Source organism: Streptomyces beijiangensis (assembly GCF_017315755.1).
Taxonomy (GTDB): domain Bacteria; phylum Actinomycetota; class Actinomycetes; order Streptomycetales; family Streptomycetaceae; genus Streptomyces; species Streptomyces beijiangensis.
Window position 1 is genome coordinate 1 of record NZ_JAFLRJ010000754.1, and the last position, 450, is coordinate 450.

A 450-nucleotide genomic window follows, 5' to 3' on the forward strand; every position below is an offset into this window, starting at 1 on the left:
CGCGCTGATCGCCGCCGTCGGCATACGCGAGGTCCAAGTCGCCAACCGACCCACGACGCCGCTGTACCTGCAGTCCCTCGACCAGTGCCTGCCCGTCGACAACGCCACCGCGATCAACTGGACCCTGCCGGCCGGCACCGGCCCCCTGCACTGGACCCCGGAACTGGCCGACGAACTCGCGAAGGAAGGCATCGAGACACTGCTCGACATCGGCCTCGGCACCGCAGCAGGGCAACTGGCCGCACTCGCACCGGCCGAACTCTCCGCCACCTCACTCGACACGCCGCCGGACACCACCGCACTGGTACGCACCACGGCCGCACTGCACGCAGCCGGCTCCCCGGTGGACTGGAGACGCCTGCTCGCCGGACGCGGCAGCCACACCTCCGCACCGACCTACCCCTGGCAGCACCGCCGGCACTGGACCGACACACCGGCCCCGACCACCAC

Annotated in this window: 1 protein-coding gene; it reads left to right on the top strand. The window is 71.6% G+C overall.

Annotation, left to right across the window (positions count from 1 at the left end; translation table 11 throughout):
• Positions 1 to 450 (top strand): hypothetical protein (locus tag J0695_RS38870; RefSeq protein ID WP_206969571.1); only part of this gene is annotated, 450 nt, incomplete at both ends.